The sequence below is a fragment of the Chryseobacterium sp. GTID13 genome, assembly GCF_056172655.1.
Map to the genome: position 1 here is coordinate 795,611 of NZ_JAOCMB010000007.1, position 24,543 is coordinate 820,153.

At 41.5% G+C, this 24,543-nt stretch carries 9 protein-coding genes, 6 tRNA genes, 6 rRNA genes and 2 pseudogenes; 5 read left to right on the forward strand and 18 right to left on the reverse strand.

What is annotated here, in order from left to right:
- Nucleotides 1–138 precede the first annotated feature (138 nt).
- Nucleotides 139–1,626: a histidine ammonia-lyase gene (hutH, locus tag N4G44_RS23195; protein WP_474930096.1), complete on the reverse strand. Its 1,488-nt coding sequence runs from the start codon at nucleotides 1,624–1,626 to the stop codon at nucleotides 139–141.
- Between the two features lie 137 nt (nucleotides 1,627–1,763).
- Here hutH and N4G44_RS23200 point away from each other — a divergent pair, with 137 nt between their 5' ends.
- Complete coding sequence (locus N4G44_RS23200) at nucleotides 1,764–2,525, forward strand: hypothetical protein (protein ID WP_474930097.1); 762 nt, start codon at nucleotides 1,764–1,766, stop codon at nucleotides 2,523–2,525.
- Between the two features lie 86 nt (nucleotides 2,526–2,611).
- Nucleotides 2,612–4,404, forward strand: a pseudogene (gene uvrC, locus N4G44_RS23205) (excinuclease ABC subunit UvrC).
- 67 nt (nucleotides 4,405–4,471) lie between these two features.
- On the opposite strand, the gene N4G44_RS23210 reads toward uvrC, so the two are convergent.
- The 3 genes and pseudogenes from N4G44_RS23210 to N4G44_RS23220 form a co-directional block, all read right to left on the reverse strand.
- Entirely contained in the window at nucleotides 4,472–5,230 is a 759-nt protein-coding gene (locus N4G44_RS23210; protein ID WP_474930098.1) for a hypothetical protein, read from the reverse strand.
- Nucleotides 5,231–5,253: 23 nt separating this feature from the next.
- Entirely contained in the window at nucleotides 5,254–6,336 is a 1,083-nt protein-coding gene (locus tag N4G44_RS23215) for a putative type IX sorting system protein PorV2 (RefSeq protein ID WP_474930099.1), read from the reverse strand.
- Between the two features lie 13 nt (nucleotides 6,337–6,349).
- A pseudogene (locus tag N4G44_RS23220) lies at nucleotides 6,350–7,227 on the reverse strand (DMT family transporter).
- A 287-nt stretch (nucleotides 7,228–7,514) separates the two neighbouring features.
- Here N4G44_RS23220 and N4G44_RS23225 point away from each other — a divergent pair.
- From N4G44_RS23225 to N4G44_RS23235, 3 genes are all read left to right on the forward strand, one after another.
- The gene (locus N4G44_RS23225; RefSeq protein ID WP_474930100.1) at nucleotides 7,515–7,706 is read left to right on the forward strand and encodes a hypothetical protein; all 192 of its coding nucleotides are present in this window, start codon (nucleotides 7,515–7,517) and stop codon (nucleotides 7,704–7,706) included.
- Between the two features lie 35 nt (nucleotides 7,707–7,741).
- Nucleotides 7,742–7,996: a GNAT family N-acetyltransferase gene (locus N4G44_RS23230; protein WP_474930127.1), complete on the forward strand. Its 255-nt coding sequence runs from the start codon at nucleotides 7,742–7,744 to the stop codon at nucleotides 7,994–7,996.
- Between the two features lie 290 nt (nucleotides 7,997–8,286).
- Complete coding sequence (locus tag N4G44_RS23235) at nucleotides 8,287–9,915, forward strand: acyl-CoA carboxylase subunit beta (RefSeq protein WP_474930101.1); 1,629 nt, start codon at nucleotides 8,287–8,289, stop codon at nucleotides 9,913–9,915.
- Nucleotides 9,916–10,140: 225 nt separating this feature from the next.
- On the opposite strand, the gene N4G44_RS23240 is transcribed toward N4G44_RS23235, so the two are convergent.
- From N4G44_RS23240 to N4G44_RS23305, 14 genes are all read right to left on the reverse strand, one after another.
- Nucleotides 10,141–11,580, reverse strand: coding sequence for an AAA family ATPase (locus N4G44_RS23240; RefSeq protein WP_474930102.1), 1,440 nt, complete (start codon nucleotides 11,578–11,580; stop codon nucleotides 10,141–10,143).
- A gap of 56 nt (nucleotides 11,581–11,636) precedes the next feature.
- Nucleotides 11,637–12,755: a vWA domain-containing protein gene (locus N4G44_RS23245; protein ID WP_474930103.1), complete on the reverse strand. Its 1,119-nt coding sequence runs from the start codon at nucleotides 12,753–12,755 to the stop codon at nucleotides 11,637–11,639.
- A 324-nt stretch (nucleotides 12,756–13,079) separates the two neighbouring features.
- Nucleotides 13,080–13,188, reverse strand: a 5S ribosomal RNA gene (gene rrf, locus N4G44_RS23250).
- Between the two features lie 195 nt (nucleotides 13,189–13,383).
- Nucleotides 13,384–16,142: ribosomal RNA gene (locus N4G44_RS23255) — 23S ribosomal RNA — on the reverse strand.
- A gap of 173 nt (nucleotides 16,143–16,315) precedes the next feature.
- Nucleotides 16,316–16,388, reverse strand: a tRNA-OTHER gene (locus N4G44_RS23260).
- Between the two features lie 49 nt (nucleotides 16,389–16,437).
- Nucleotides 16,438–16,514: transfer RNA gene (locus N4G44_RS23265), tRNA-Ala, on the reverse strand.
- A 95-nt stretch (nucleotides 16,515–16,609) separates the two neighbouring features.
- A tRNA-Ile gene (locus tag N4G44_RS23270) sits at nucleotides 16,610–16,683 on the reverse strand.
- Between the two features lie 216 nt (nucleotides 16,684–16,899).
- Nucleotides 16,900–18,417 (reverse strand): 16S ribosomal RNA (locus N4G44_RS23275).
- A gap of 1,324 nt (nucleotides 18,418–19,741) precedes the next feature.
- Nucleotides 19,742–19,850: ribosomal RNA gene (gene rrf / locus N4G44_RS23280) — 5S ribosomal RNA — on the reverse strand.
- 194 nt (nucleotides 19,851–20,044) lie between these two features.
- Nucleotides 20,045–22,803: ribosomal RNA gene (locus tag N4G44_RS23285) — 23S ribosomal RNA — on the reverse strand.
- A 173-nt stretch (nucleotides 22,804–22,976) separates the two neighbouring features.
- Nucleotides 22,977–23,049 (reverse strand) — tRNA-OTHER (locus N4G44_RS23290).
- 49 nt (nucleotides 23,050–23,098) lie between these two features.
- A tRNA-Ala gene (locus N4G44_RS23295) sits at nucleotides 23,099–23,175 on the reverse strand.
- Nucleotides 23,176–23,270: 95 nt separating this feature from the next.
- Nucleotides 23,271–23,344, reverse strand: a tRNA-Ile gene (locus N4G44_RS23300).
- 216 nt (nucleotides 23,345–23,560) lie between these two features.
- Nucleotides 23,561–24,543, reverse strand: a 16S ribosomal RNA gene (locus tag N4G44_RS23305); the annotation flags it as partial.

Consider the following 24,543-nt stretch of genomic DNA (forward strand, 5'->3'; position numbering starts at 1 on the left):
ATTCTGTTCATTCATTACAAAAAATCCATTTCCTGCCATATTTGTTTGATAGGATATCCAATATAAAAAAATCATGTAAAAAATATTAATACAAAAAAGGCTTTCATTTTCTGAAAGCCCTTGTATTATTTAATCGAATTAATCTACTTTAAATTCTCTGTTATTGATCAGCTCTGCAATGGCCAGCATATCCTGCCCTATTAATCTGTCATCTTCAAGCTTTTTCACTTTTGAACGAATGATTGCAAAATTTTCTTCAATGATCTTCGAGCATTTTGAAGGTCTCCTGAATTCCAGTCCCTGTGCTGCAAACATTAATTCCACAGCTAAAATATTAACCAGATTTCCCAGCACCTGATTGAATTTTCTGCCGGAAATACTTCCCATGGAAACATGGTCTTCCTGTCCCAGACTTGTAGGGATGGAATCTGCCGAAGCCGGGAAACACAGTGTTTTATTTTCCGTAACCAAAGCTGCTGAAGTATATTGCGGGATCATGAATCCTGAATTCAGTCCTGAGCTTTCCGTAAGCAATCTTGGAAGTCCGTATTTTCCTTCCAGTAATAAATAACTTCTTCTGTCTGAAATATTTCCAAGCTCTGCTGCTGCCAATGTTGCATAATCCAATGGAAGGGCCATCAGCTGTCCATGGAAGTTTCCTCCGGAAATAGATTCTTCAGCACTTAGAACGATCGGGTTGTCCGTTACAGAATTCAGTTCCGTTTCTGCCATCATTCTAAGATGTTCAAAAGCATTTCTGCTGGCACCGTGTACTTGTGGAACACATCGCATCGAGTATGGATCCTGAACCCTTTCACAGTCTTCATGGGCCTTCATGTTTTCTGAGCCTTTTAAAAATTTAACCATTCTGGCCGCTACTTTCTTGCTGCCTTCAAAAGGTCTTATATCGTGAAGTTCTTTTTTGAACGGACTTTCAGAACCTCTGTAAGCTTCAATACTCATTGCAGCAGTCAAATCTGCAAGGTTTAGTAAGTATTCAAACTTTTCTAATCCTTTGATTGCATGAGCTAAAATAAACTGGGTTCCGTTGATCAGCCCCAAACCTTCTTTCGGGCCCAAGGCCAATGGTTCAAGACCATGTCTGTCCAGAACTTCCATAGTATCGTAGATCTGATCTCCTTCCCAAACCTGGCCCAATCCCAATAATGGCAATACAAGATGGGCAAGAGGGGCCAAATCTCCCGATGCTCCTACAGAACCCTGTTCAGGCACTACAGGAATAATATCTTTTTCCAGCATCAGAATCAGTCTTTCAATCACTTCCAGGGAAACTCCTGAAAATCCTTTTGATAAGGCATGAACTTTTGCAATGATCATGATTTTGGAAAGTTCTTTATGGATAGGCTTTCCTACTCCTACTGCATGGGAAATAATAAGGTTATACTGCAGCTGGGCAGTTTCGTCAGCTGATATTTTGGTATCGCAAAGAGGTCCAAAACCAGTATTGATCCCATAGACGCATCTATCGGACTCTACAATTTTCTGAACATTTTTCTGAGATTTTAGGATCTGTTCTTTGGCCGCTTTATTAAGTTTGGCTTTACCTGGTTTTTTACAGATTTCCAGAACATCATGGAAAGTGAAAACATCTACACCGTATATCATTTCTAAAAATTTCCTTAAAATTACACATTTAACGATAATTGGAAAAGCTAAATTTTGCCGCGTTGCATTTTTATAAACAATAAGTAAATTAATTTGCTATTTTTACCACCGAATTTAAAAACAATTACTAATAACTTATGAAACTTAAAACTTTACTGCTTACCTTATGTCTTGCAGGTACTGCAACTTTCGCCCAGAAAGTAAAATATTCCAAAGAAGAAAGAAAAGAAATGAATCGTTATCTGTTTAACGAAGGTTTCGATACTGCATCTGATAAAAAGGTTTCTACAATTATATTAAAAGACAATACTGAATACCAGGGTTACAGTAAATCATGGGAAAAGCAGAGGGGACAGATTCTTTCCATTACCATTGAAGATGTTGACACAGGAAAGCCTATGAAATTTGCAGCAGCAGACATTGCTGAAATGTATTTGTATGCGACAGAAAGGGAAAAATCTATGAAAGCAGGAAAGTTCATTTCAAACATGAGAAATTACAGTACCAAAAAATACAGTAAGTCTGTAACCAATGATGCAATCCCCTATGAAAACCAGATTGTTTCTTTAAAAAACAAGAAAGAGCCTAAAGCTTTTTTAATGCAGGTTATCAATCCTGAATTTAATGAACTTATTACGGTTTATCATGATCCGTTTGCTTCAGAAACCATTTCTACAGGTTTTGCCGGGGCTCCTGCATTTGGCGGCGGTGTCATCAAATCTTATTATGTAAAAAAGGGTGACAAAGTGATGTGGCTTCATAAAGATGATTTTGAAGACAACTACGATTTCCTTTTTGGCGACAATGCAGAATTCATGAAGAAGTACCCTAAAAACTCCGTAGAATGGGATTATCTAAGCTTCTTGATCTATCAATATACCGAAATGAACCACGGATAAAAATACTTTGAACAATAAAATGAGCCTGTAGAGTCATCTGCAGGTTTTCTTTTTTTAAATAGGGAAAGTTTCCTTAATTTTGTTATATGAATCCTTCTTTAGAATTACAGCTCAAAACTTTACCATCGGAACCTGGCGTTTATCGTTATTATGATAAAAACGATCAATTACTGTATGTAGGAAAAGCCAAGCATTTAAAGAAAAGGGTTCTGTCCTACTTCAATAAAAACCTTCCGGGCTACCGTATTAAAATAATGGTGAGCAAGATTGCCCGTCTGGAAACAACCATCGTAAACAGCGAATATGATGCTCTTTTACTGGAAAACAACCTGATAAAAGAGCACCGCCCTTTTTATAATGTATTGCTGAAGGATGACAAGACCTATCCCTGGATTTGTATTAAAAATGAAAGTTTTCCAAGGATATTCCTGACCAGAAATGTAATCAAGGATGGTTCTGAATATTACGGACCTTACGCAAAAGTGCGGCCGGCAAAGATTTTACTGGATACCATTAAGCATATTTATAAGCTGAGAACCTGTAATCTTAATCTTTCCCCTTCAAAAATTGCAGAAGGAAAGTACAAGGTCTGCCTGGAATATCACATAAAAAACTGTGAAGGTCCCTGTGAGAACCTGGAAAGCAAAGAAGATTATGACGAAAAGATTGATGCTATCCGTGGAATTATTAAAGGGGATTTCCGGAAGGCTAAAGAATATCTGGTGAATCAGATGATGAAAATGGCTTCCAACCTTAAATTTGAAGAGGCACAGATCATCAAGGAAAGACTGGATATTCTGGAAGATTACCAGGCTAAGAATACGGTGGTAAATCCTAATATTGATGATGTGGATGTTTTTGGAATGACGAGTGATGAAACGGCTGCTTATGTCAATTTCTTTAAGATCAGGAACGGAAATATCATCCAGAGTTTTACCACAGAAATTAAAAAATTCTTGAAGAAACCGATGAAGATATCCTCGAAGAAGCATTGATAGAAATCCGCCAGAAATTCGGCTCCGATTCCAAGGAAGTATTGCTTCCGTTCCATTTATCTGTGGAAATTCCGAATGTAAAGCTCATCGTTCCGAAAGTTGGTGACAAAAAAAGGATCGTGGAACTTTCCGAAAAGAATGCAAAGGAATACCGTTTAGAAAAATTGAAGCAGGTACAGATTGTAGATCCGGAAAGGCATACAAACAGAATTATGTCCGAAATGCAGAAGCTTCTTCGGATGCCTGTAGAACCGAGACATATTGAAGGTTTCGATAACTCGAATATTCAGGGAACCAACCCTGTTTCCGCCTGTGTCGTTTTTAAAGACGGTAAACCAAGTAAAGCTGACTACAGGATTTTCCATCCAAAGACTGTGGAAGGAGCCAATGACTTTGCGACCATGGAAGAGGTAATTTATCGCCGCTATAAAAGAATGCTGGACGAGGGAGAAGATCTTCCGCAACTGATCCTTATAGACGGAGGAAAAGGACAGCTTTCATCTGCCGTAAAAAGCTTAAAATTATTAGGTCTTTATGGCAAAATCACGATTGTAGGGATCGCCAAAAGGCTTGAGGAAATTTTCTTTCCTGAAGATTCTATTCCTTTATATCTTGATAAAAAATCTGAAACTTTAAAAATCCTGCAGAGAGTAAGGGATGAAGCCCACCGTTTCGGAGTAAGGCATCACAGAACAAGGCGAAAAAATTCTACTATCAAATCTGAACTTGAAGAAATTCCGGGCGTTGGAGAAAAAACGATTGAACTTCTGCTTTCAAAACTGAAATCTGTAAAACGAATCAAAGAATCGAACCTGGAAACTCTGGAAGAAATTCTTGGGAAAAGTAAGGCTGCTGTTATTTACGAATATTTCAACGGCAATTAAAAAACAAAAAATCCTTAATTCCGGTTTGGATTAAGGATTATATTCGTTTATCGTATTATGTTACGTTCTATTTTGCTGAAAATACTTCTTTGGCAAATTCTCCGTTCGTTTGCGGCATATCAATTACGATATTTCCGTTTTCAAAATACCCGATGGTAGAGCTTCCATCTGAAAGTTTTACTCTGAAAACATCCTTTTTGGAAGAATTTTTAAACACAGCAAATGGCACAGAGCTTCCTCCGTCTGCCAGGATAAACTGATTGTTATCCACCTGGATTTTCTGAAGATTTACCTTACCGTTGGTGTATTTTCCGGATTTATTTTCAGAAACGGGTACTGGTGAAGCCTCTTCCGTTTTTTTCACAACCTGTTGTTCTTTCGGACTTTCAGTTTTTGTAACCTGAAGATTGGTCACAGGATTTGAAACGGGAAGTGAAACCAGAGAGCGGTTAAGGGCATCCTGATATCCTTCTTTATATTCTTTAAGACTGGAATCTCCTTTTGATGAAAATAATACTTTTCCATTACAGTCTTTGAACTCAACTTCCACTTTGTTTCTCAGAAAACTGCTTTTATTATTGATATTACCTGTCGCAAAACTGCATGAGCTTTTATCAATTTCAGCGGGCCACTGATCCTTTCCTTCCTGAATTGCTATATAACCTTTAGATTTTAAGGTTTTTATCAAAACTCCATCCAGGCCATAGGATTCTTTTTCAAAATCCTTAAAGGTCTGAGGAATGGAAATATATTTATAATCTGAAACTTTCTGTCCAAAAACAGCTGTTACTGCGAATATACATGTAAGTATAGAAATCTTTTTCATTGCTTTTAAATTACGTTTCAAAGTTAATCATTTCTGAACGCTCCCATATCCAGTTTAAGAGAGAAAAAATTGGAATAGAAATTAGATCCTCCGATCCCTGAATTGGTAATGGCGTAATCCAGTGTAAGTCCGCGGTATTTTATCCCAAGACCTGCGCTCGGCTGGAAAGAAACTTTTCTTTTGAGGTCTTCAATATCTGTAATGGACTGGAACCTGTTCACCCCAAGTCGTACAAAGATCATTTTCTGGTACCCAAGTTCAGCACCAAGGTAGGGTGTAATACTTGCAAAATCGGTTGATATCAAAGCCGCTGTTTTAGCAAAATCAACGTTGATACCGGCTTCCGGCAATACATAAACACTACTGTTAATGTTGAAGATTTTACTTGCCCCTACATTCAGTTTCGGCATCGTAAGTTCCATTTTATCTTTCGGTGCCGGGTTGAATTCTTCCCCGTTCACCACCGTTGAAAGTTCTTTCTGGTTAATGCTCCAAAAGTTGACTGTAGTCGTTGCATCACGCAACATACCTCCGAATTTCCATCCGTTGTCTGCTTTATAAATAGCTCCGATATCGAAACCAAAACCATATCCGCTGGCAAATTTCCCCACATTTCTGTAAACAATTTTGGCATTTACTCCGACATCAAGTTTAGTATTTCCGGCTGGATTAAATGCATAGGAAAGGATGGCAGCATAATCAGACTGGGAAAATTTTGTAATTTTATCATAATCGATATTACCTTCGGAATCAATCATTTGAGTGGTGTTCAGGATATTATCTACCCCCAGTCTTACGATTGAAACTCCAAACACTCCTTCTTCCAGCACTTTTGCGTAAGCTAAGTAATCATATTTCGCGATGGATTCGAAATATTCTGCGTGCATTGCCGCTCCCTGCCAGTCTTTCTCAATGGCCATTAAACCGGCCGGGTTCCACATGGGTGAATACACATCATCCTGGTTGGAAATGACGGCTCCTCCCATAGCCAGTCCTCTCGCTCCGGCTCCGATATTTAAAAATTCATTGGAGTATTTTCTTATGATCTGAGATTGAGACAGCCCAAACAGCAGTGAAAATGCAAGTAAAAAATATTTCTTCATCATATAAATTTGATGCTTAGTTAAAGTTTTTTTGTTTTCTGGCTTTCATTAATCCGTTTGCAATGATTGCCAGTATCATAACGCCTGAAGCCACATAAAATATGGGACTCATCTCTTCTGATTCTCCAAAGATAAAAAAGCTAGTATAATTCCGTAGACAGGTTCTAAATTAACTGTTAAAATTAGAGTAAAAGGCGAAATATATTTCATCAGCTTCACCGATTCCAGCATTGGAAAAGCAGTAAAAACGCTTGCCAATAAGCATATTAACGCCAGATCTCTGTAGTTTATTTCATTGATCTGAAAAATCTGTCCCGTCAACGTATAAAATAAGGCAAGAACAAACCATCCGCTGAAAATTTCATAGAATATAATATTTCCCGAGCTGGTTTTACCAAACATTTTGCCGTTAAAAACAGAGAAAACAGTCCCGAACACCGCACAGAGTATTCCATAGACGATTCCTTCCTTGAAATGAAATTCGGTTTTAAAGATTAATAGTATACAGGCAACTATCACGACTCCCATCACGACTTCTGAGATATCAATCTTTCTTTTAAAAATTACAGGCTCCAATATGGATGCAAACAATGTAGAAAGGGACAGGCAGCTCAGCGCTATCGAAACATTGGATACTTTAATTGAATAAAAGAAACAGTACCAGTGAAGCGCCATGGCACAACCTATTCCTGCAAGCTGAAAAAATATTTTCCTTGATACTTTAATGCTTTCCTTTTTATAAACCCTGATAAAGACGAATAAAAACACAGCAGCAAACAGCATTCTGTAAAATACAAGAATCTGGGCATTGGCATGAATCAGTTTTCCCAAAATTGCAGTGAACCCCCATAAAAAAACAATCAAGTGCAGCCTGAAAAGCGCTAATTTTTGCATATCCTAACTTCTGTAAATTTTTAACAGGCAAATTTACAAATAGGCTTTTATAAATCTCATAAAAAATATAAATATTACCTTAACAAATAATTATTTAGTCTGTTTTTATATTTTTTCTATAATTAATTTTAGAAATTAATAAAAAAGATACATTTATTCAGGTTCTAAACAACATTATAACTCGATTCAAAGAGTTTGTAACGCAAAAAACTTTATTTAAAGAAAAGTTATAGCTTTGTTTGATGAGATTAAGCACAAATATCAGAATTAAAACGGAACGGTTGATAATGAAACCTGTAGATGAAACATATATTGATGATATTAACGAATTTTTCACTGCAGACGTTACCAGGTACATGCCTTTCAATCCAACAGGGGATAGAAATGACGTCATTAGTTTTGTAAAAGCATCGCAAGAATCTCTATTAAAGAATACCGATCTGGTAATGGCCGTTCTTGATCTCAATGGGAATTTATAGGCTGCTGTGGCATTCATAATATTACGGAAGAGTCTATAGAACTTGGACTTTGGTTAAGAAAAGATAAGCAGGGTACGGGAATAGGCACTGAAATTATTACCAGCCTGATTGAGTTTTCAGAAAATAATTTTACCTTTCAATACATTCTCTATCCTGTTGATGAAGCCAATACAGCAAGTCGAAAAATTCCTGAAAAGTTAGGATTCAGCCCTTATAAAAAATACCAGAAAAACAAAGGTGAAGCTTCCTATCTGAATATCATAGAATACAGAAAATATTATTCTGAATAATTGCCCTAATTTGATCTTAATGGACATAAAAAACCCTGAAAATTTGTTCAACGTTCAGGGCCTTCAAATAATAAACTATTAAAAAAATAAACTAGGAACTTAGAGTAATTATAAGGGAATATCATCCCATTTACTCTGAAGTAAAGTTAGAAAAAATATCAGTAATTTAAAAATAATTTTTTGTTAAAAATTTCACAATTTTCTGAGAACCAATATATTAAACACTTGTTTTACTTCAACCTTTATTCATTATAAAAATAGTATCTTTAGCCGTAAAAAATTGAAATTTTATGGACCTTGAATTTAATAAACGGGAAGATCAAAATAGATTAAAATTATCTGATATCAATCAATTGCTCGCTGAAATAAAAAAGGGAGGCGGAGAAAAGAGGCTTCAAAAGCTTCGTGATGAGGGAAAAATGACAGCCAGAGAAAGAATTGAATATCTTCTCGATAAAGATTCAGATTCTATAGAAATCGGTGCATTTGCAGGTTATGAAATGTATGAAGAACATGGAGGCTGTCCTAGTGGCGGAGTTGTAGTCGTAATGGGCTACGTTTCCGGGAGACAGTGTATCGTTGTTGCTAATGATGCCTCTGTAAAAGCGGGAGCCTGGTTTCCTATTACCGGAAAAAAGAACCTGAGAGCACAGGAAATTTCAATGGAGAATAAGCTTCCGATCATTTATCTGGTAGACTCTGCAGGAGTTTATCTTCCAATGCAGGATGAGATTTTCCCTGATAAAGAGCATTTCGGGCGTATTTTCAGAAACAATGCCAAGATGAGCTCTATGGGAATCATCCAGATCTCGGCGGTTATGGGTAGCTGCGTTGCCGGAGGTGCCTATCTTCCGATCATGAGTGACGAAGCCATGATTGTTGACAAAACCGGTTCTATTTTCCTTGCCGGAAGCTATCTTGTAAAAGCAGCCATCGGGGAAAGTATTGATAATGAAACACTTGGAGGAGCTACTACTCACTGCTCTATTTCAGGAGTTACCGATTACAAGGCTAAAGATGATAAAGATGCTCTGGACAGAATCAAAAATATCATGAAGTCCCTTGGAAGTACTGAAAAAGCAGGCTTTGACAGAATAGAGAGTTTTCCACCGAAAGAAAATCCAGACAATATTTTTGGAATTATCCCCGTTTCCCGAGCGGAGCAGTATGATACCTATGAAATCATTAAATGCCTGGTAGATAATTCAGAATATGAAGAGTATAAACCTGACTACGGAAAAAGCATCATCTGCGCTACAGCAAGAATTGACGGCTGGTCCGTGGGAATTGTTGCCAATCAGAGAAAGCTGGTGAAAAGCGGTAAGGGTGAAATGCAGTTTGGAGGAGTTATTTATTCGGATTCAGCTGATAAATCAACAAGATTTATTGCCAACTGTAACCAGAGAAAGATTCCTTTAATATTCCTTCAGGACGTTACAGGGTTCATGGTAGGTTCAAAATCCGAGCATGGCGGAATTATTAAAGACGGAGCCAAAATGGTGAATGCCGTTTCAAATTCTGTAGTTCCAAAGTTTACGATTATCACTGGAAACTCTTACGGAGCCGGAAATTATGCTATGTGCGGTAAAGCTTATGATCCAAGATTAATTGTGGCATGGCCATGGGCAGATCTTGCGGTAATGGGTGGATCGCAAGCAGCAAAAGTTCTGGTTCAAATCCAGGAATCTACTTTGAAAAAGCAAGGCAAAGAAATCTCTGAGGAAGAGCACAATGAAATCTTAGATAAGATTACCAAAAGATATCAGAAACAGACAGAGGCCACGTATGCCGCTGCAAGACTTTGGACAGATGCGATCATCAACCCTACAGATACAAGAAAATGGATTTCTATGGGTATTGAAGCAGCCAACCACTCTCCTATTACTGAAAAATTTAATCTGGGAGTTATCCAGGTTTGATAATATCTGTTATTCTAAAAATAAAAAAGATGTGGAAAACCAATTCCACATCTTTTTTTGTTCTAATCCTTTCTTCAATTATAATATTGATTGCACCCTAGCCCCGATTGCAGCAATTGTTTGAGCTCATTTTTTCTTTATTGGTTGCGGCGGCTTTACCGCCGCAGCCAATAAAGAAAAATAGCGAGTGCGGAAAGCGGGAAGTAGCTTCATATAAATTTAGTTCTAAGAAAAGAACACTCCCGTTCTGAATCTCTCTTTATTCAGTTTTTTATTCACTGCTAATCCCCAAAGAATAAATTCTTTTAAGAATAAAATATCTTCCGGTAACGTATCCGGCTGATACTTTTCAATGATCTGGTCAAGAGGAGCAATTCTGTTAAGAGATTTTGCATACACTTCATCTGAAGATTCATCGGTAATTTCCAAAGAGCCATCATCTTCCAGAAACCAATCCGTAATCTGGCTAAACGGTCCGTCAATATGTTTTTTCTCCAGCTTTTCCACTTTCGGAAAATAGGATGTGAATAAAGTTCTGATTGCATTATCGATTAATAACTGAGCAACCGCTTCCGCCCCTTCCTGTTCACCTTCATAGACCAGCTCCACTTTCCCTGTAATTGCAGGAATTACCCCCACAAAATCACTTAATCTTACAGATGTTGTTTCATCACCTGTTAACAAAGATCTGCGCTCTGCAGTACTCAATAAATTTTCAAAAGCAGTGATACTCATACGGGCACTCACTCCACTTTTTGTATCTACATATTCGCTGTCACGAGCTTCAAAACCGATCTGTTCCAAAAGATCTTTCGCCAAAGAAGGAACATATACTCCATTTTTCTGACGGCTGTCTAAGCTGGATTCATATCTGGTGATTTCCCTGGCAATATTGATATTTTCAGGATAATGGGTCAAAATCTGCGATCCGATACGGTCTTTCAGTGGAGTCACAATGCTTCCTCTATTGGTATAATCTTCCGGATTCGCCGTGAAAACAAACTGGATATCCAAAGGCATTCTCACTTTAAACCCACGAATCTGTACATCTCCTTCCTGCAAAATATTAAACAAAGAAACCTGGATTCTCGCCTGAAGATCCGGCAATTCATTAATGACAAAAATACAACGGTTCGCACGCGGAATCATTCCAAAATGAATCACACGGTCGTCCGCATAAGAAAGTTTAAGGTTGGCAGCTTTAATAGGATCAACATCTCCGATCAGGTCGGCAACAGTTACATCCGGAGTCGCCAGTTTTTCGAAAAATCTTTCGTCACGGTGAAGCCATTCTATAGAAGTATCATCGCCTTCTTTTTCGATTAATTCTTTAGCATACCGGGAAATCGGATGGAAAGGGTCATCATTAATTTCACTTCCTGCAATATAAGGAATCCATTCATCCAGTAAAGACGTCATCATTCTAGCCAGTCTTGTTTTTGCCTGACCTCTCAATCCTAGTAAATTAATATTGTGACGGCTGAGAATGGCGTGTTCCAATTGAGGAATAACCGTATTTTCATATCCGAAAATTCCTTCAAATACGGATTCTTTATTGCGAATTTTAGCTTTTAAATTATCTCTTAATTCGTCTTTAATGTTTTTTGATAGATATCCTGATGCTCTTAATGAGCCTAATGTTTTTATAGTTGGCTTTTCAGTCATTTTATTTAAAATCTGATTTATTAACTTATTGAAATATTTGTTTATTAAGAATGAATTTATCGAATTCTTTTCTTACGGTTAGTTTCATAATCTTCAAAAATCATATGCCCTAATCCATTCAATCCCGTATAAAAAGCTTTCCCCTGATTGGCTTCTGTAAATTCACTCACAAATTGCTGTAAATATGGATCCTGTGCAATCATGAAAGTTGTAATCGGAATATGCAGCCTTCTCGCCTGGGATGCCATATTATAACATTTCTGGACAACATATTCATCCAAACCATAAGAATTCATGTAGTAGGTACCATCCGACTGACGGACACAACTCGGCTTCCCGTCGGTAATCATGAAAATCTGTTTATTGGTATTTCTCTTTCTGCGTAAAATATCCATCGCCAGCTGAAGTCCGGCAACCGTATTTGTATGGTAAGGCCCAACCTGTAAATAAGGCAGCTCCTGAATTTTAACAGGCCAAGCATCATCGCCAAAAACAATAATATCCAAAGTATCTTTCGGATAACGTGTTATAATCAGCTCTGCCAATGCCATTGCCACTTTTTTGGCCGGAGTGATGCGGTCTTCCCCATACAAAATCATACTATGGCTGATGTCGATCATCAAAACCGTACTCATCTGAGATTGATGGATACTGTCTTCAACAATTAAATCATCTTCAGTAAGGTGAAAATCTCCGATTCCGTTATTGATCTGGGCATTCTTAAGACTTTCGGTAATGGAAATTTTCTCTACCGGATCTCCAAAACTATAATTACGGAATTCTCCTGTTGTATCCTCTCCCGTCCCGCTTTTATTGGTCTTGTGATTTCCATTTCCACTTTTTCCAAGGTTCCCGAATATCTGGTTAAGTGCTTGCTTACGGATATTCTGCTCCATCTTTGCACTCAGCCTAATTCCGTTTCCACCGTTAGGATCGACTTCTTCACGGATATATCCTTTCTTTTTAAGGTCTTCAATAAAATCATCAATAGTATATTCCGGAGTAGTCAGTTGGTATTCTTCGTCCAGCATTCGAAACCAGTCGATTGCTTCATCAAAATCACCCGAGGTATGGGTCAGCAAATCTGTAAAAATTTCCAGCAACCGGTCAAATACAGATAGCTCCGGTGCCTTATAAGTTTCAAATCTGAACCCTCTCACAATATGCTCTTTCATATACTAAAGTTACGACATAAATAAAAGGCCTGTAAGAGATTTAATCTATTTTAATTTTTATGAATAGAAATAACCTTGGTGAAAGTATTCTCAATAGTAGAGATGAATATTCCACAGATTTTGTGGTGGGCATTGCTTATGGCAGAGATCAGGGTTTAGGGATTAGGGATTAGGGAAAATTACACAGATTAATTGTATCATTTATCATCTTATTACTCATTACCCATTACTCTCATCACTTATCATTCATCACTCATCATTTATAGGATGGTGTATATAAACAAAAAAAAGTCTCACACAAAACTGTATGAGACTTTAAATAAAAACTGGCGGCGGCCTACTCTCCCGCTTGTCGCAGTACCATCGGCGCTGGTGGGCTTAACTTCTGTGTTCGGAATGGGAACAGGTGAGCCCCACCGCTAAAACCACCCTAAAGAAGGTATATAAGGTTGCAGGTTATTGGTAAGAGGTTGCAGGTTTTCCCTGCTACCTGATAGCTACCATCTGCTACCTGATTTTAATCGATAAAAACTTTCACAAAGACAAAACCTTGTCTGCGCACAAAAGAACTTGTTGTATTTTTTAATCATTAAATTTTTAATCATTAAATAATTATATAGCAACCATAGGCTATAAATCTACGGGTAATTAGTACTACTCGGCTATGCTGTTACCAGCTTTACACCTGTAGCCTATCAACGTCGTCATCTCCAACGACCCTTAAAAGATGTCTCATCTTGAGGCGAGTTTCGCACTTATATGCTTTCAGTGCTTATCTCTTCCAAACGTAGCTACTCAGCGGTGCACCTGGCGGTACAACTGATACACCAGAGGTTTGTTCAATTCGGTCCTCTCGTACTAGAATCAAGCCCTCTCAAACATCTAACGCCCGCAATAGATAGAGACCGAACTGTCTCACGACGTTCTGAACCCAGCTCGCGTGCCACTTTAATGGGCGAACAGCCCAACCCTTGGGACCTTCTCCAGCCCCAGGATGTGACGAGCCGACATCGAGGTGCCGAACCTCCCCGTCGATGTGAGCTCTTGGGGGAGACTAGCCTGTTATCCCCGGAGTACCTTTTATCCTATGAGCGATGGCCCTTCCATACGGAACCACCGGATCACTATGTCCTGCTTTCGCACCTGATCGACTTGTAGGTCTCACAGTCAAGCACCCTTATGCCATTACACTCTACGCACGGTTACCAAGCGTGCTGAGGGTACCTTTGAAAGCCTCCGTTACTCTTTTGGAGGCGACCACCCCAGTCAAACTACCCACCACGCAATGTCCTTCTAAAAAGAAGTTAGGCTCCAAGTAAGTAAAGGGTGGTATTTCAACGTTGGCTCCACCAACACTAGCGTGCCGGCTTCAAAGCCTCCCACCTATCCTACACATTACTTACTCAAAGTCAATACGAAGTTATAGTAAAGGTTCACAGGGTCTTTTCGTCCCATTGCGGGTAATCGGCATCTTCACCGATACTACAATTTCACCGAGCTCGTGGCTGAGACAGTGCCCAGATCGTTACACCATTCGTGCAGGTCGGAACTTACCCGACAAGGAATTTCGCTACCTTAGGACCGTTATAGTTACGGCCGCCGTTTACTGGGGCTTCAGTTAATGCCTTCGCTTACGCTAAGCACCTTCCTTAACCTTCCAGCACCGGGCAGGTGTCAGACCCTATACAGCATCTTTCGATTTAGCAGAGTCCTGTGTTTTTGATAAACAGTCGCCTGGGCCTCTTCACTGCGGCCACCATTGCTGATGGCGTCTCTTCTTCCGAAGTTACGAGACTATTTTGCCTAGTTCCTTAGCCACGACTCACTCGAGCACCTTAGGATTCTCTCCTCGACTACCTGTGTCGGTTTTGGTACGGGTTGCTTCACTTCGGCTTTTCTTGGAAGCGAGTTCACTACAGCAGCTTCGCCCGAAGGCTAGGCCTTGACTATTCCGTCAGTCTCCAGTAGCTACGTCACTCCGTCCCCTTTTTAGTGTGAGCAAGTATGGGAATATTAACCCATTGTCCATCCACTACCCCTTTCGGGTTCGCGTTAGGTCCCGACTAACCCTCAGCTGATTAGCATGGCTGAGGAAACCTTAGTCTTTCGGTGAGGGGGTTTCTCGCCCCCTTTATCGTTACTTATGCCTACATTTTCTTTTCTGTCCGCTCCACAATACCTCACGATACTGCTTCGGCGCAAACAGAATGCTCTCCTACCAGATATACCCCTAAGGTATAAATCCATAGCTTCGGTAATATGTTTATGCCCGATTATTATCCATGCCGGACCGCTCGACTAGTGAGCTGTTACGCACTCTTTAAATGAATGGCTGCTTCCAAGCCAACATCCTAGCTGTCAATGCAGTCCAACCGCGTTGCTTCAACTTAACATATATTTGGGGACCTTAGCTGTTGGTCTGGGTTCTTTCCCTCTCGGACATGGACCTTAGCACCCATGCCCTCACTGCCGCAGAACATTTATTAGCATTCGGAGTTTGTCAGGAATTGGTAGGCGGTGAAACCCCCGCATCCAATCAGTAGCTCTACCTCTAATAAACTCATTTGCGACGCTGCACCTAAATGCATTTCGGAGAGTACGAGCTATCTCCCAGTTTGATTGGCCTTTCACCCCTACCCACAGGTCATCCGAAGACTTTTCAACGTCAACCGGTTCGGTCCTCCACTCTGTGTTACCAGAGCTTCAACCTGCCCATGGGTAGATCACAAGGTTTCGCGTCTAATACTACTAACTAAGCGCCCTATTCAGACTCGCTTTCGCTCCGGCTCCGGACCTGAAGTCCTTAACCTCGCTAGTAACATTAACTCGTAGGCTCATTATGCAAAAGGCACGCCGTCACCCAACTTGTGGGCTCCGACCGCTTGTAGGCGTACGGTTTCAGGTTCTATTTCACCCTTCTATTCGAAGTGCTTTTCACCTTTCCTTCACAGTACTTGTTCACTATCGGTCTTTCAGGAGTATTTAGCCTTGGAGGATGGTCCCCCCATATTCAGACAGGATTTCACGTGTCCCGCCCTACTCATTTATCACTCAAATATGCCTTTCATATACGGGGCTATCACCCTCTATGGCTGCACTTTCCAGTACATTCTATTAAACATATAAAAGCTTTTGGGCTAATCCGCTTTCGCTCGCCGCTACTTACGGAATCTCTTCGATTTCTTTTCCTCCGGGTACTTAGATGTTTCAGTTCTCCGGGTTTGCTTCCCCTAAGGGATGACATGTCTTCAACATGACGGGTTGCCCCATTCGGATATCTGCGGATCTATTCGTGTGTGCCGATCCCCGCAGCTTTTCGCAGCTTACCGCGTCCTTCTTCGCCTCTGAAAGCCTAGGCATCCGCCATACGCCCTTAACGATTTCTTTCCTATTTTTGGTTACTCAAGCGCTTTTATGCGCTCGGTTTTCTCTTTGTGATGTCTTTACCGTTAATGTCAATGATCTTAATATCTTCTGTATTATTGTACATCGTATTTATGTATTAATGATGGCTCTCATCATTATGAGCATACATACTTCCAATATACCAATACAAACTGTGGAGAATAAGGGAGTCGAACCCTTGACCTTCCCGATGAATCGGGACGCTCTAGCCCCTAACGGCTATAATCCTTTGATCTTATGTATAAATATCTTCTATTCTTGTTATATTTCTATAACTTGGTGGAGAATAAGGGAGTCGAACCCTTGACCTCCTGCGTGCAAGGCAGGCGCTCTAGCCAGCTGAGCTAATTCCCCTCTAGTCAGACTAAGAGATTCAAGATGCTAGATTCAAGACTTTCAATTCGTTGTCTTGGCTCTTGGCTCTTTTATCTTCCCGTCTTTTCAATTAGTAGTCTCGGGCAGGCTCGAACTGCCGACCTCTACATTATCAGTGTAGCGCTCTAACCAGCTGAGCTACGAGACTGTCTTGTGGACTTTCAGATCCAAGATGCTAGATACAAGACTTTCATTCGTCTTGGTTCTTGGCTCTCGGCTCTTGTATCTCTTTCCCTGTACTAATTTCTAGTGGGTGTGTATTTTTTTAATATAAATCAACCAAATAAAAAACTAAAGCTTGAACTTTAAGATAAGTCAATGGTACCGAAGTACCTAATTTTGTTTAACGTTCTTCAACGCTCTAAAATGAGATGTTCCAGCCGCACCTTCCGGTACGGCTACCTTGTTACGACTTAGCCCTAGTTACCTGTTTTACCCTAGGCAGCTCCTGTTACGGTCACCGACTTCAGGTACCCCAGACTTCCATGGCTTGACGGGCGGTGTGTACAAGGCCCGGGAACGTATTCACCGCGCCATGGCTGATGCGCGATTACTAGCGATTCCAGCTTCATAGAGTCGAGTTGCAGACTCCAATCCGAACTGAGACCGGCTTTCGAGATTTGCATCACATCGCTGTGTAGCTGCCCTCTGTACCGGCCATTGTATTACGTGTGTGGCCCAAGGCGTAAGGGCCGTGATGATTTGACGTCATCCCCACCTTCCTCTCTACTTGCGTAGGCAGTCTCACTAGAGTCCCCAACTGAATGATGGCAACTAGTGACAGGGGTTGCGCTCGTTGCAGGACTTAACCTAACACCTCACGGCACGAGCTGACGACAACCATGCAGCACCTTGAAAAATGTCCGAAGAAAAGCCTATTTCTAAGCCTGTCATTTCCCATTTAAGCCTTGGTAAGGTTCCTCGCGTATCATCGAATTAAACCACATAATCCACCGCTTGTGCGGGCCCCCGTCAATTCCTTTGAGTTTCATTCTTGCGAACGTACTCCCCAGGTGGCTAACTTATCACTTTCGCTTAGTCTCTGAATCTTAAAAACCCAAAAACGAGTTAGCATCGTTTACGGCGTGGACTACCAGGGTATCTAATCCTGTTCGCTCCCCACGCTTTCGTCCATCAGCGTCAGTTGTTGCTTAGTAACCTGCCTTCGCAATTGGTGTTCTAAGTAATATCTATGCATTTCACCGCTACACTACTTATTCCAGCTACTTCAACAACACTCAAGACATGCAGTATCAATGGCAGTTTCACAGTTAAGCTGTGAGATTTCACCACTGACTTACACATCAGCCTACGGACCCTTTAAACCCAATAAATCCGGATAACGCTTGCACCCTCCGTATTACCGCGGCTGCTGGCACGGAGTTAGCCGGTGCTTATTCGTATAGTACCTTCAGCTACTCTCACGAGAGTAGGTTTATCCCTATACAAAAGAAGTTTACAACCCATAGGGCCGTCGTCCTTCACGCGGGATGGCTGGATCAGGCTCTCACCCATTGTCCAATATTCCTCACTGCTGCCTCCCGTAGGAGTCTGGTCCGTGTCTCAGTACCAGTGTGGGGGATCACCCTCTCAGGCCCCCTAAAGATCGCAGACTTGGTGAGCCGTTACCTCACCAACTATCTAATCTTGCGCGTGCCCATCTCTATCCACCGGAGTTTTCAATGTCGAATGATGCCATTCAACATATTATGGGGTATTAATCTTCCTTTCGAAAGGCTATCCCCCAGATAAAGGCAGGTTGCACACGTGTTCCGCACCCGTGCGCCGCTCTCAAGTCCCCGAAGGAACTCTACCGCTCGGCTTGCATGTGTTAGGCCTCCCGCTAGCGTTCATCCTGAGCCAGGATCAAACTCTCCATTGTATGTTTTTCCTGACCCTCTCAAAGTTATTTAACGCTTTAGTTTTTTTCCTTACTTGGTTGTTATATTGTATGTCAATGATCTTTTTTCTTTCCGCTTTTATAAAGAACTTTTTTCTGTCGTTCTGCTCCTTATTTGCGGTTGCAAAAGTAATTATTTATTTCTAAATGACCAAATGTTTTTCAAAGAAAATTTAAAGTTTTTTAAGTAACCTTAACCTCTTTACTAAACCTTAATCGCTATCGCTTCTGCTCCCCGTTTAACCGGACTGCAAAGATAGGAAAATTTTTAAACCCGGCAACTTTTATTTCTAAAAATTTAAGGCTATCCTTTCTTATCCTCTTAAAGCTTTTTTAAATACTTAATGCTTATCTAAAAGCTCTTCTGCGCTTACTGTCTACTCTCGTTTTCAGTGGGGCAAAGATACACCCTTATTACTACACAAAACAAATCTAGTTAACATAAAATTTATTTCCAGTTCATATTGTGGATAAGTCATCTTATAAAGAGCTTATTTAAAGTCGATTACAAAGGAAAGGGAGTTATCAACAATGAGTAGTTATATCTATATAAATGGGAAGAGCCAGCCTTATGTCTCAGAAAAAATTACAGGAGCGGGAATAAGATGGTAGATGAAAGTGTTGAAGATTTGCATCAATAACACAGATTTTAGCAAGAGGAGAGAAGATTGAATTAAGGTAAACAGAGTTGTAAACTAGGATTTAGGCAAGAACAATCCGTTTGTCAATACATAAAGATACCTGGTTATTTTGAACAGTATGTTAATGCTCTCGCAGATTGAGCAGATCAAGCAGATGTTTAGTAAAGTCTGTTCTTAATATTTATAGAGAAAGAAGCCCGTGAAGGTAAAGACAGTAAAAAAAGAAGTTAGTTTCGCACAGATCACCCAGATGGCACGGATCCGTTATTGAAAAGAGTATTCGGAGCAGCCTGGAAGTAGTTTAAGTTTTGGCTAAGCCTTCTATTTGTCTCTGTTGTTGTAAAGGGAAAATAAACAGCTCGCCCTTACAGGGCTGGTAAATAAATCTAAAACATTCATATCATATCATATCATATCATATCATATCATATCATATGCTATTAACCGATCGCTCCTACGGAGCTCACCGTCTTTGAATTGCTTATGGCAGAGATCAGGGATTAGGGATTAGGGATTAGGGAAAATTACATAGATTAGTTGTATCATTTATCATCTATTACTCATTACCCATTACCCATTACTTATCACTCATCACTTATCATTTATAGGATGGTGTATATAACAAAAAAAAGTCTCACACAAAACTGTATGAGACTTTAAATAAAAACTGGCGGCGGCCTACTCTCCCGCTTGTCGCAGTACCATCGGCGCTGGTGGGCTTAACTTCTGTGTTCGGAATGGGAACAGGTGAGCCCCACCGCTAAAACCACCCTAAAGAAGGTATATAAGGTCGCAGGTTATTGGTAAGAGGTTGCAGGTTTTCCCTGCTACCTGATAACTAACATCTGTTACCTGTTTTAATCGATAAAAACTTTCACAAAGACAAAACCTTGTCTGCGCACAAAAGAACTTGTTGTATTTTTTAATCATTAAATTTTTAATCATTAAATAATTATATAGCAACCATAGGCTATAAATCTACGGGTAATTAGTACTACTCGGCTATGCTGTTACCAGCTTTACACCTGTAGCCTATCAACGTCGTCATCTCCAACGACCCTTAAAAGATGTCTCATCTTGAGGCGAGTTTCGCACTTATATGCTTTCAGTGCTTATCTCTTCCAAACGTAGCTACTCAGCGGTGCACCTGGCGGTACAACTGATACACCAGAGGTTTGTTCAATTCGGTCCTCTCGTACTAGAATCAAGCCCTCTCAAACATCTAACGCCCGCAATAGATAGAGACCGAACTGTCTCACGACGTTCTGAACCCAGCTCGCGTGCCACTTTAATGGGCGAACAGCCCAACCCTTGGGACCTTCTCCAGCCCCAGGATGTGACGAGCCGACATCGAGGTGCCGAACCTCCCCGTCGATGTGAGCTCTTGGGGGAGACTAGCCTGTTATCCCCGGAGTACCTTTTATCCTATGAGCGATGGCCCTTCCATACGGAACCACCGGATCACTATGTCCTGCTTTCGCACCTGATCGACTTGTAGGTCTCACAGTCAAGCACCCTTATGCCATTACACTCTACGCACGGTTACCAAGCGTGCTGAGGGTACCTTTGAAAGCCTCCGTTACTCTTTTGGAGGCGACCACCCCAGTCAAACTACCCACCACGCAATGTCCTTCTAAAAAGAAGTTAGGCTCCAAGTAAGTAAAGGGTGGTATTTCAACGTTGGCTCCACCAACACTAGCGTGCCGGCTTCAAAGCCTCCCACCTATCCTACACATTACTTACTCAAAGTCAATACGAAGTTATAGTAAAGGTTCACAGGGTCTTTTCGTCCCATTGCGGGTAATCGGCATCTTCACCGATACTACAATTTCACCGAGCTCGTGGCTGAGACAGTGCCCAGATCGTTACACCATTCGTGCAGGTCGGAACTTACCCGACAAGGAATTTCGCTACCTTAGGACCGTTATAGTTACGGCCGCCGTTTACTGGGGCTTCAGTTAATGCCTTCGCTTACGCTAAGCACCTTCCTTAACCTTCCAGCACCGGGCAGGTGTCAGACCCTATACAGCATCTTTCGATTTAGCAGAGTCCTGTGTTTTTGATAAACAGTCGCCTGGGCCTCTTCACTGCGGCCACCATTGCTGATGGCGTCTCTTCTTCCGAAGTTACGAGACTATTTTGCCTAGTTCCTTAGCCACGACTCACTCGAGCACCTTAGGATTCTCTCCTCGACTACCTGTGTCGGTTTTGGTACGGGTTGCTTCACTTCGGCTTTTCTTGGAAGCGAGTTCACTACAGCAGCTTCGCCCGAAGGCTAGGCCTTGACTATTCCGTCAGTCTCCAGTAGCTACGTCACTCCGTCCCCTTTTTAGTGTGAGCAAGTATGGGAATATTAACCCATTGTCCATCCACTACCCCTTTCGGGTTCGCGTTAGGTCCCGACTAACCCTCAGCTGATTAGCATGGCTGAGGAAACCTTAGTCTTTCGGTGAGGGGGTTTCTCGCCCCCTTTATCGTTACTTATGCCTACATTTTCTTTTCTGTCCGCTCCACAATACCTCACGATACTGCTTCGGCGCAAACAGAATGCTCTCCTACCAGATATACCCCTAAGGTATAAATCCATAGCTTCGGTAATATGTTTATGCCCGATTATTATCCATGCCGGACCGCTCGACTAGTGAGCTGTTACGCACTCTTTAAATGAATGGCTGCTTCCAAGCCAACATCCTAGCTGTCAATGCAGTCCAACCGCGTTGCTTCAACTTAACATATATTTGGGGACCTTAGCTGTTGGTCTGGGTTCTTTCCCTCTCGGACATGGACCTTAGCACCCATGCCCTCACTGCCGCAGAACATTTATTAGCATTCGGAGTTTGTCAGGAATTGGTAGGCGGTGAAACCCCCGCATCCAATCAGTAGCTCTACCTCTAATAAACTCATTTGCGACGCTGCACCTAAATGCATTTCGGAGAGTACGAGCTATCTCCCAGTTTGATTGGCCTTTCACCCCTACCCACAGGTCATCCGAAGACTTTTCAACGTCAACCGGTTCGGTCCTCCACTCTGTGTTACCAGAGCTTCAACCTGCCCATGGGTAGATCACAAGGTTTCGCGTCTAATACTACTAACTAAGCGCCCTATTCAGACTCGCTTTCGCTCCGGCTCCGGACCTGAAGTCCTTAACCTCGCTAGTAACATTAACTCGTAGGCTCATTATGCAAAAGGCACGCCGTCACCCAACTTGTGGGCTCCGACCGCTTGTAGGCGTACGGTTTCAGGTTCTATTTCACCCTTCTATTCGAAGTGCTTTTCACCTTTCCTTCACAGTACTTGTTCACTATCGGTCTTTCAGGAGTATTTAGCCTTGGAGGATGGTCCCCCCATATTCAGACAGGATTTCACGTGTCCCGCCCTACTCATTTATCACTCAAATATGCCTTTCATATACGGGGCTATCACCCTCTATGGCTGCACTTTCCAGTACATTCTATTAAACATATAAAAGCTTTTGGGCTAATCCGCTTTCGCTCGCCGCTACTTACGGAATCTCTTCGATTTCTTTTCCTCCGGGTACTTAGATGTTTCAGTTCTCCGGGTTTGCTTCCCCTAAGGGATGACATGTCTTCAACATGACGGGTTGCCCCATTCGGATATCTGCGGATCTATTCGTGTGTGCCGATCCCCGCAGCTTTTCGCAGCTTACCGCGTCCTTCTTCGCCTCTGAAAGCCTAGGCATCCGCCATACGCCCTTAACGATTTCTTTCCTATTTTTGGTTACTCAAGCGCTTTTATGCGCTCGGTTTTCTCTTTGTGATGTCTTTACCGTTAATGTCAATGATCTTAATATCTTCTGTATTATTGTACATCGTATTTATGTATTAATGATGGCTCTCATCATTATGAGCATACATACTTCCAATATACCAATACAAACTGTGGAGAATAAGGGAGTCGAACCCTTGACCTTCCCGATGAATCGGGACGCTCTAGCCCCTAACGGCTATAATCCTTTGATCTTATGTATAAATATCTTCTATTCTTGTTATATTTCTATAACTTGGTGGAGAATAAGGGAGTCGAACCCTTGACCTCCTGCGTGCAAGGCAGGCGCTCTAGCCAGCTGAGCTAATTCCCCTCTAGTCAGACTAAGAGATTCAAGATGCTAGATTCAAGACTTTCAATTCGTTGTCTTGGCTCTTGGCTCTTTTATCTTCCCGTCTTTTCAATTAGTAGTCTCGGGCAGGCTCGAACTGCCGACCTCTACATTATCAGTGTAGCGCTCTAACCAGCTGAGCTACGAGACTGTCTTGTGGACTTTCAGATCCAAGATGCTAGATACAAGACTTTCATTCGTCTTGGTTCTTGGCTCTCGGCTCTTGTATCTCTTTCCCTGTACTAATTTCTAGTGGGTGTGTATTTTTTTAATATAAATCAACCAAATAAAAAACTAAAGCTTGAACTTTAAGATAAGTCAATGGTACCGAAGTACCTAATTTTGTTTAACGTTCTTCAACGCTCTAAAATGAGATGTTCCAGCCGCACCTTCCGGTACGGCTACCTTGTTACGACTTAGCCCTAGTTACCTGTTTTACCCTAGGCAGCTCCTGTTACGGTCACCGACTTCAGGTACCCCAGACTTCCATGGCTTGACGGGCGGTGTGTACAAGGCCCGGGAACGTATTCACCGCGCCATGGCTGATGCGCGATTACTAGCGATTCCAGCTTCATAGAGTCGAGTTGCAGACTCCAATCCGAACTGAGACCGGCTTTCGAGATTTGCATCACATCGCTGTGTAGCTGCCCTCTGTACCGGCCATTGTATTACGTGTGTGGCCCAAGGCGTAAGGGCCGTGATGATTTGACGTCATCCCCACCTTCCTCTCTACTTGCGTAGGCAGTCTCACTAGAGTCCCCAACTGAATGATGGCAACTAGTGACAGGGGTTGCGCTCGTTGCAGGACTTAACCTAACACCTCACGGCACGAGCTGACGACAACCATGCAGCACCTTGAAAAATGTCCGAAGAAAAGCCTATTTCTAAGCCTGTCATTTCCCATTTAAGCCTTGGTAAGGTTCCTCGCGTATCATCGAATTAAACCACATAATCCACCGCTTGTGCGGGCCCCCGTCAATTCCTTTGAGTTTCATTCTTGCGAACGTACTCCCCAGGTGGCTAACTTATCACTTTCGCTTAGTCTCTGAATCTTAAAAACCCAAAAACGAGTTAGCATCGTTTACGGCGTGGACTACCAGGGTATCTAATCCTGTTCGCTCCCCACGCTTTCGTCCATCAGCGTCAGTTGTTGCTTAGTAACCTGCCTTCGCAATTGGTGTTCTAAGTAATATCTATGCATTTCACCGCTACACTACTTATTCCAGCTACTTCAACAACACTCAAGACATGCAGTATCAATGGCAGTTTCACAGTTAAGCTGTGAGATTTCACCACTGACTTACACATCAGCCTACGGACCCTTTAAACCCAATAAATCCGGATAACGCT

Excerpts from the sequence above, each read along its gene's own strand:
- hutH (WP_474930096.1), bottom strand. The coding sequence starts at position 1,626 with ATGATATACGGTGTAGATGTTTTCACTTTCCATGATGTTCTGGAAATC.
- N4G44_RS23200 (WP_474930097.1), top strand. The coding sequence starts at position 1,764 with ATGAAACTTAAAACTTTACTGCTTACCTTATGTCTTGCAGGTACTGCA.
- N4G44_RS23210 (WP_474930098.1), bottom strand. The coding sequence starts at position 5,230 with ATGAAAAAGATTTCTATACTTACATGTATATTCGCAGTAACAGCTGTT.
- N4G44_RS23215 (WP_474930099.1), bottom strand. The coding sequence starts at position 6,336 with ATGATGAAGAAATATTTTTTACTTGCATTTTCACTGCTGTTTGGGCTG.
- N4G44_RS23225 (WP_474930100.1), top strand. The coding sequence starts at position 7,515 with ATGAAACCTGTAGATGAAACATATATTGATGATATTAACGAATTTTTC.
- N4G44_RS23235 (WP_474930101.1), top strand. The coding sequence starts at position 8,287 with ATGGACCTTGAATTTAATAAACGGGAAGATCAAAATAGATTAAAATTA.
- N4G44_RS23240 (WP_474930102.1), bottom strand. The coding sequence starts at position 11,580 with ATGACTGAAAAGCCAACTATAAAAACATTAGGCTCATTAAGAGCATCA.
- N4G44_RS23245 (WP_474930103.1), bottom strand. The coding sequence starts at position 12,755 with ATGAAAGAGCATATTGTGAGAGGGTTCAGATTTGAAACTTATAAGGCA.